The sequence below is a fragment of the Pseudomonas sp. L13 genome, assembly GCF_009935965.1.
Lineage (GTDB): Bacteria > Pseudomonadota > Gammaproteobacteria > Pseudomonadales > Pseudomonadaceae > Aquipseudomonas > Aquipseudomonas lactis.
Window position 1 is genome coordinate 358030 of record NZ_QODJ01000001.1, and the last position, 7122, is coordinate 365151.

The following is a 7122-nucleotide window of genomic DNA, read 5'->3' on the forward strand; positions in this document are numbered from 1 at the left end:
TGTAGTGATTTCAAAAAGTTTCGGCCCGCTACCATGGTCGAATGCCAGGTCGCGATTTAGAGCCTTTGGTCGGGTTTCATCCGCTAATAAAAAACCCCAGCCTACGTGAGGCCAGGGTTTCGTGTATTGCGCTGGCGCAGTGTTATTCGACGGCCTTGACCATGTCTTCGATGACCTTCTTGGCATCGCCGAACACCATCATGGTTTTGTCCAGATAGAACAACTCGTTGTCCAGGCCCGCATAGCCGCTGGCCATCGAGCGCTTGTTGACGATGATGGTCTTGGCCTTGAACGCCTCGAGGATCGGCATGCCGGCGATGGGTGAGTTCGGGTCGTTCTTGGCGGCCGGGTTGACCACGTCGTTGGCGCCCAACACCAGCACCACGTCGGCCTGGCCGAACTCGGAGTTGATGTCTTCCATCTCGAACACCTGGTCGTAAGGCACTTCGGCCTCGGCCAGCAATACGTTCATGTGCCCCGGCATACGACCCGCCACCGGGTGGATCGCGTACTTCACGGTGACGCCGTGGTGGGTCAGCTTCTCGGTCAGTTCCTTGAGTGCGTGTTGTGCCCGCGCCACTGCAAGGCCGTAGCCTGGGACGATAATCACGGTGTCGGCGTTGGTCAGCAGGAAGGTGGCGTCATCAGCGGAGCCGGACTTCACCGGGCGTGCTTCTTTAGAGCCTGCCGCAGCACCCGCATCCGGCGCATTGCCAAAGCCGCCCAACAACACATTAAAGAAGGAGCGGTTCATCGCCTTGCACATGATGTACGACAGGATCGCGCCGCTGGAGCCCACCAGGGAACCGGCGATGATCAGCATCGAGTTGTTCAGCGAGAAACCGATGCCCGCCGCTGCCCAGCCGGAATAGCTGTTGAGCATCGACACCACCACGGGCATGTCGGCGCCGCCAATCGGGATGATGATCAGCACACCCAGCACGAAAGCCAGGGCCAGCATCAGTGCAAACGCGCTGAGATTGCCGGTGAACATGAACGCCAGACCCAGGCCCAGGGTTGCGAGGCCGAGCACCAGGTTCAGTTTGTGTTGCCCGCCAAACTGTACCGGTGCGCCCTGAAACAGGCGGAACTTGTACTTGCCCGACAACTTGCCGAATGCGATCACCGAGCCGGAGAAGGTGATTGCACCGATGGCGGCACCGAGGAACAGTTCCAGGCGGTTACCGGCCGGGATCGAATCGCCCAAGTGCTTGACGATGCCCAGGGACTGCGGCTCGACCACGGCGGCAATGGCGATGAACACCGCTGCCAGGCCGATCATGCTGTGCATGAACGCGACCAGTTCAGGCATCTTGGTCATTTCAACACGCTTGGCCATGATCGAGCCGGCGGTGCCGCCAACCAGTAGGCCAACGATGACGTAGCCGATACCGGCAGTCGCCAGTTCAGCCCCCAGCTTATAGATGAGGCCGACGGTGGTGAGTACCGCCAGCGCCATGCCGAGCATGCCGAACAGGTTGCCGCGCCGCGAAGTGGTCGGGTGCGACAGGCCCTTGAGGGCCTGGATGAAACAGATCGACGCGATCAGGTAGAGCGTCGTCACGAGATTCATGCTCATTACTTGGGCGCCTCTTCTTTTACTTTCGGGGCTTTCTTCTTGAACATCTCAAGCATCCTGCGGGTGACCAGGAAGCCACCGAAGACATTCACCGCCGCCAGGGCCACGGCCAGCGTGCCCATGGTCTTGCCCAGTGGCGTCACGGTGAGAGCGGCGGCGAGCATGGCGCCGACGATAACAATCGCGGAAATGGCGTTGGTCACGGCCATCAGCGGCGTGTGCAATGCAGGTGTTACGTTCCAGACCACGTGATAACCGACATAAATCGCCAGCACAAAGATGATCAGGTTGTAGATACCGGGGGAGATAAGCTCTTCCATCGTCTGAATCCCTGCTTAGGCGTTTTTGCGGATGACTTGGCCGTCGCGGCACATCAGGCACGCGGCGACGATGTCGTCTTCGAGGTTGATTTCAAACTGCCCTTCCTTGGTGAAGACCAGCTTCAGGAAGTCCAGCAGGTTGCGCGCATACAAGGCCGAGGCGTCGGCGGCGACCGCGCCCGCCAGGTTGGTCGGGCCGCAGATGATCACGCCGTTTTCCACCACGACCTGGTCGGCCACGGTCAGCGGGCAGTTGCCACCCTGGGCCGCAGCGAGGTCGATGACCACCGAGCCGGGTTTCATCTGCGCCACGGTATCGGCGCTAAGCAGGGTCGGAGCCTTGCGGCCCGGGATCAGGGCGGTGGTGATGACGATGTCGGCCTGTTTGGCGCGTTCGTGCACGGCCAGGGCCTGGCGCTGCATCCAACTGCTGGGCATCGGGCGCGCGTAGCCACCGACACCGACGGCGCACTCACGCTCTTCATCGGTTTCGTACGGTACGTCGACAAACTTGGCGCCCAGGGACTCGATCTGCTCTTTTACCGCCGGGCGTACGTCGGACGCTTCGATCACCGCGCCCAGGCGCTTGGCCGTGGCGATGGCTTGCAGGCCCGCCACACCAGCGCCGAGGATCAGTACGCGCGCGGCTTTTACAGTGCCGGCAGCGGTCATCAGCATCGGCATGAAGCGCGGGTAGTGATGAGCGGCTAGCAACACGGCCTTGTAACCGGCGATGTTGGCCTGCGAAGACAGCACATCAAGGCTTTGAGCGCGTGAAGTGCGCGGCGCGGCTTCCAGGGCGAAAGCGGTGATGCCCCGCTCGGCGAGCTTGGCGATGGTTTCGTTGCTGAACGGGTTGAGCATGCCCACCAATACGGTGCCACTTTTGATCAGCGCCAGTTCGCTGTCGCTGGGAGCAACCACTTTAAGGATCAGCTCGGCGCCAAACGCGTCGTTGGCACTGCCAATGGTGGCGCCTGCCGTTTCATAGGCACTGTCGACGATGCTGGCATTGGTGCCTGCGCCGCTTTGTACAGTGACCTTATGGCCCTGGCCGATCAGCTTCTTGATGGTTTCCGGGGTGGCAGCCACCCGCGTTTCACCGGTCTGGGTTTCGAGAGGAACACCAATGTGCACGTCAAATCTCCTGCATGATCTTTTTGCTTTTGATCTTTTTGTAAAAAGGCCAGTGCACCGCGAGTGGCGCAACTGGGGCGGCCGATCAGCACGATCCCGCTGAAATGACAGCGGGGCGCGGCATTTTGCAGGCGAACTTTACGGCCATCAAGGGATTATGACGGGTGACGAAAAATTAACTACAAGTCACCCTGTGACTGATTGTCGCAACAAGCTGAAATAACCTCTTTAAATACAGGTCTTTAAAGGCGTTCAGGCGTTTTCAGTCCGTTTTTCCATTGCCAGTGTGAATAGTCGTGCATTGGCCGGTAAGAGTCGCTACGAGCCATGAGATACATGGCTTTGAGCCTTATTTTTGGCTGATAAGTACAGTCTGTTCAAATGCGACATATACGTATATCTGTAGGATTATGATTTATTTGACTACAAAGTCAGTAATTGCGCTTTGTCCTTTATTTACATGGGTTGTAGCGCATTGACTGGTCGATCAGCCAGTCCCTGAATGCATGCAGAGAGGCAGATTCGACCTTTTTGTCAGGAATCATCAGGTAATAAGCCTTTTCGCTGGTCAGTGCGTCGGTGCTCGCGATTACCAGGTGTTGCTCCTTCAGCTCGCGCTGTATGAGGAAGGGAGGAATCAGTGCGATGCCCATGTCATGCATAGCCGCTTGAGACAGCATCGAGAATAGCTCGTATCGAGGGCCTGTCATGTCGCGTGGGATGTTCAGTTGTTGGGCGTTGAACCATTGGCGCCAGGCGTAGGGGCGTGTGGTCTGCTGCAGCAGGGGCAGTTCGGCGATCTGTTGAGGGGTGAAGTGCGTGCGGTCGCCGAGTAAGCGCGGGCTGCATACCGGTACCGGGTTTTCGCCCATTAACCTGTGGGATTGCGTACCCGACCAATCGGCATCTCCGAAGTAGATCGCCGCATCGAACTCGGTATCGGCGAACAGGAAGGGGCGCGTACGGTTTGTCAGGTTTACCGTCACTTCCGGGTGCTGATGTTGAAAATCCTTCAGGCGTGGGATCAGCCATTGCGTGCCGAAGGTAGGTACCACCGCCAGTTCGATCACATTCACGCCCTGCTGGCCCATCACCGATAGGGTATCGCGCTCTACGGCGTCCAGCTGCGTTGCAACTCTACGGCTATAAGACAGCCCCGCCTCCGTCAGCTTCACTCCACGGCGTGAGCGGCGAAACAGCTCGACACTCAAAAACTCCTCCAGGCTGGCTATCTGTCGGCAAATCGCGCCTTGGGTGATGGAAAGCTCCAGTGCTGCCTTGGTAAAGCTCTCGTGCCGAGCTGCTGCCTCAAAGCTGATGAGTGCGGTGGTACTGGGGATTTTTCTGCGCATGTACGTTGCCCTCACAGATAAAGCGCATTTCTGGGCTTTTTGAGTGTTACGAAGTGAGAAATTAGCACAAGCCTATGCGAAAACCTCGTTTGCCCTCTGCGCTGACCGCGCCTAGTCTGGTTCCACGACTTCTGATTTTTTCCGCGAGGACTTAATTCATGGCTGGCAAGGCAAGCTTCAACTGGATCGATCCGCTGCTGCTGGATCAACAGCTCACCGAAGAAGAGCGCATGGTACGTGACAGCGCCGAGCAATTTGCTCAGGACAAGCTGGCTCCTCGTGTGCTCGAAGCCTTTCGTCATGAAAAGACAGACCCCGCTATTTTCCGTGAGATGGGCGAGACCGGTTTGCTGGGGGCGATGATCCCCGAGCAGTACGGTGGCAGTGGTTTGAACTACGTCAGCTACGGTTTGATTGCGCGTGAGGTCGAGCGTGTCGACTCCGGCTATCGCTCGATGATGAGTGTGCAGTCCTCTTTGGTCATGGTGCCGATCAATGAGTTCGGTACCGAGGCGCAAAAACAGAAGTACTTGCCCAAACTGGCCTCTGGCGAATGGATCGGTTGCTTCGGGCTGACCGAGCCCAACCATGGTTCCGACCCGGGAGCGATGATTACTCGTGCACGCAAAGTGGATGGCGGCTACAGCCTGACCGGCGCCAAAATGTGGATCACCAACAGTCCGATTGCGGATGTGTTTGTGGTGTGGGGCAAAGACGATGCGGGAGATATCCGTGGCTTCGTCCTGGAAAAAGGCTGGAAAGGCCTGAGCGCTCCCGCTATCCACGGCAAGGTGGGTTTGCGGGCCTCGATTACCGGTGAAATCGTCATGGATAACGTATTTGTGCCGGAAGAAAATATTTTCCCGGATGTGCGTGGCTTGAAAGGTCCTTTCACCTGCCTTAACTCGGCACGGTACGGGATTTCCTGGGGCGCGCTGGGGGCTGCTGAGTTCTGCTGGCATACCGCGCGCCAGTACACACTCGATCGCCAGCAGTTTGGTCGCCCATTGGCTGCCACTCAGCTGATCCAGAAGAAGCTGGCCGACATGCAGACCGAGATTACCCTGGCCCTGCAAGGTTGCCTGCGCCTGGGTCGGATGAAGGATGAGGGTACGGCGGCGGTTGAGATCACTTCGATCATGAAGCGCAACTCGTGTGGCAAGTCGCTGGACATCGCGCGCATGGCTCGGGACATGCTGGGCGGCAACGGCATCTCTGACGAGTTCGGGGTGGCACGCCACCTGGTCAACCTGGAAGTGGTCAACACTTATGAAGGGACCCATGACGTGCATGCCTTGATCCTGGGGCGCGCGCAAACCGGTCTTCAAGCGTTCTATTAATAGGAGCATGGGCATGGGCGCGCTTTCGCATCTGCGAGTGCTGGATTTGTCGCGAGTACTCGCGGGCCCCTGGTCCGGGCAGATTCTTGCAGACCTTGGGGCCGAGGTGATCAAGGTCGAAAGGCCAGGTAGTGGCGATGACACGCGCGCATGGGGGCCGCCCTTCCTTAAGGACGCGGATGGCGAGAACACCAGCGAGGCAGCGTATTACCTGTCGGCCAACCGTAATAAAGAGTCGGTGACCATCGACTTTACGCGGCCGGAGGGGCAGAAGCTGGTGCGCGACCTGGCTGCCAAGTCGGACATCCTGATCGAAAACTTCAAGGTGGGCGGCCTTGCGGCCTATGGGCTGGACTATGAATCCCTCAAAGAGGTCAACCCGGAGCTGATTTACTGCTCCATCACCGGGTTTGGCCAGACGGGCCCCTATGCGATGCGCGCCGGCTACGATTTCATGATCCAGGGCTTGGGCGGGCTCATGAGCCTGACCGGGCGGCCTGAAGGGGATGAAGGCGCCGGGCCGGTAAAGGTTGGCGTAGCCTTGACCGACATCTTGACCGGGCTTTATTCGACCGTTGCGATCCTGGCTGCGCTAGCTCATCGCGACCATGATGGTGGTGGGCAACATATCGACATGGCGTTGCTGGATGTGCAGGTGGCTTGCCTGGCGAATCAGGCGATGAATTACCTGACAACCGGGGCGCCGCCCAAGCGCCTGGGGAATGCTCACCCCAATATTGTGCCCTATCAGGATTTCCCCACCGCCGACGGAGATTTCATCCTCACCGTAGGCAATGACGGGCAGTTCCGTAAGTTCGCTGAAGTCGCCGGGCAGCCACAATGGGCGGATGACGTGCGTTTCGCCACCAATCGCGCGCGGGTGGCTAATCGCACGGAGCTGATTCCTTTGATCCGTCAAGCGACGGTCTTCAAGACGACCGCTGAGTGGGTGTGGCAGCTGGAGCAAGTGGGTGTGCCATGTGGGCCCATCAATGATCTGGCGCAGGTGTTTTCCGATCCTCAGGTCCAGGCGCGTGGTTTGGCGATTGAGCTGCCTCACGCATTGGCGGGGACGGTACCCCAGGTTGCGAGCCCGATACGCTTATCCAAGACGCCTGTGGAGTACCGGAGTGCGCCTCCTCTATTGGGGGAGCATACGCTTGAGGTGCTGCAGGGGGTTCTGGGGTTGGGAGCTGCTCATGTGGCCGCATTGAAGGAGGCGGGCGTTATTTGAACTTCCCTTCTATATAGACGCGCAGTGGATGCTGGCTGTTTTTTAACCGAAGCTAACTTATTGATAGAAAAGCAAAATTAAGAGTTGACGGCGAATTATATCTGTCTATAATTCGCCCCACTTCCGGCGCAGTCGAAACGGAAAACTCCTTGGTAAACAA

6 protein-coding genes are annotated in these 7122 nt (G+C 58.3%); 2 read left to right on the forward strand and 4 right to left on the reverse strand.

What is annotated here, in order from left to right:
• Window positions 1–142: 142 nt before the first annotated feature.
• The 4 genes from DK871_RS01670 to DK871_RS01685 form a co-directional block, all read right to left on the reverse strand.
• Window positions 143–1579 (reverse strand): NAD(P)(+) transhydrogenase (Re/Si-specific) subunit beta, encoded by a 1437-nt coding sequence (locus tag DK871_RS01670; protein ID WP_014716357.1) that lies wholly within the window; start codon window positions 1577–1579, stop codon window positions 143–145.
• On the reverse strand, window positions 1579–1899 hold the full coding sequence (locus tag DK871_RS01675) for an NAD(P) transhydrogenase subunit alpha (RefSeq protein WP_003187417.1): 321 nt from the start codon (window positions 1897–1899) through the stop codon (window positions 1579–1581). Before DK871_RS01675 ends, DK871_RS01670 begins: the two co-directional genes overlap by 1 nt.
• A gap of 15 nt (window positions 1900–1914) precedes the next feature.
• The gene (locus DK871_RS01680; RefSeq protein WP_161903761.1) at window positions 1915–3036 is read right to left on the reverse strand and encodes a Re/Si-specific NAD(P)(+) transhydrogenase subunit alpha; all 1122 of its coding nucleotides are present in this window, start codon (window positions 3034–3036) and stop codon (window positions 1915–1917) included.
• A 452-nt stretch (window positions 3037–3488) separates the two neighbouring features.
• Window positions 3489–4388 carry a LysR family transcriptional regulator gene (locus DK871_RS01685; RefSeq protein WP_161903762.1) on the reverse strand — a complete coding sequence of 300 codons (900 nt, stop codon included), beginning with the start codon at window positions 4386–4388 and terminating at the stop codon, window positions 3489–3491.
• A 158-nt stretch (window positions 4389–4546) separates the two neighbouring features.
• On the opposite strand from DK871_RS01685, the gene DK871_RS01690 reads away from it, so the two are divergent.
• Window positions 4547–5728 (forward strand): acyl-CoA dehydrogenase, encoded by a 1182-nt coding sequence (locus DK871_RS01690; RefSeq protein ID WP_003187423.1) that lies wholly within the window; start codon window positions 4547–4549, stop codon window positions 5726–5728.
• A 13-nt stretch (window positions 5729–5741) separates the two neighbouring features.
• Window positions 5742–6962: a CaiB/BaiF CoA-transferase family protein gene (locus tag DK871_RS01695; protein WP_161903763.1), complete on the forward strand. Its 1221-nt coding sequence runs from the start codon at window positions 5742–5744 to the stop codon at window positions 6960–6962.
• The last annotated feature ends 160 nt before the right edge of the window (window positions 6963–7122 follow it).

Bases quoted from the DNA above. Each gene is read 5' to 3' on its own strand.
- DK871_RS01695 (WP_161903763.1), top strand. From the start codon at position 5,742: ATGGGCGCGCTTTCGCATCTGCGAGTGCTGGATTTGTCGCGAGTACTC.
- DK871_RS01685 (WP_161903762.1), bottom strand. From the start codon at position 4,388: ATGCGCAGAAAAATCCCCAGTACCACCGCACTCATCAGCTTTGAGGCA.
- DK871_RS01690 (WP_003187423.1), top strand. From the start codon at position 4,547: ATGGCTGGCAAGGCAAGCTTCAACTGGATCGATCCGCTGCTGCTGGAT.
- DK871_RS01670 (WP_014716357.1), bottom strand. From the start codon at position 1,579: ATGAGCATGAATCTCGTGACGACGCTCTACCTGATCGCGTCGATCTGT.
- DK871_RS01675 (WP_003187417.1), bottom strand. From the start codon at position 1,899: ATGGAAGAGCTTATCTCCCCCGGTATCTACAACCTGATCATCTTTGTG.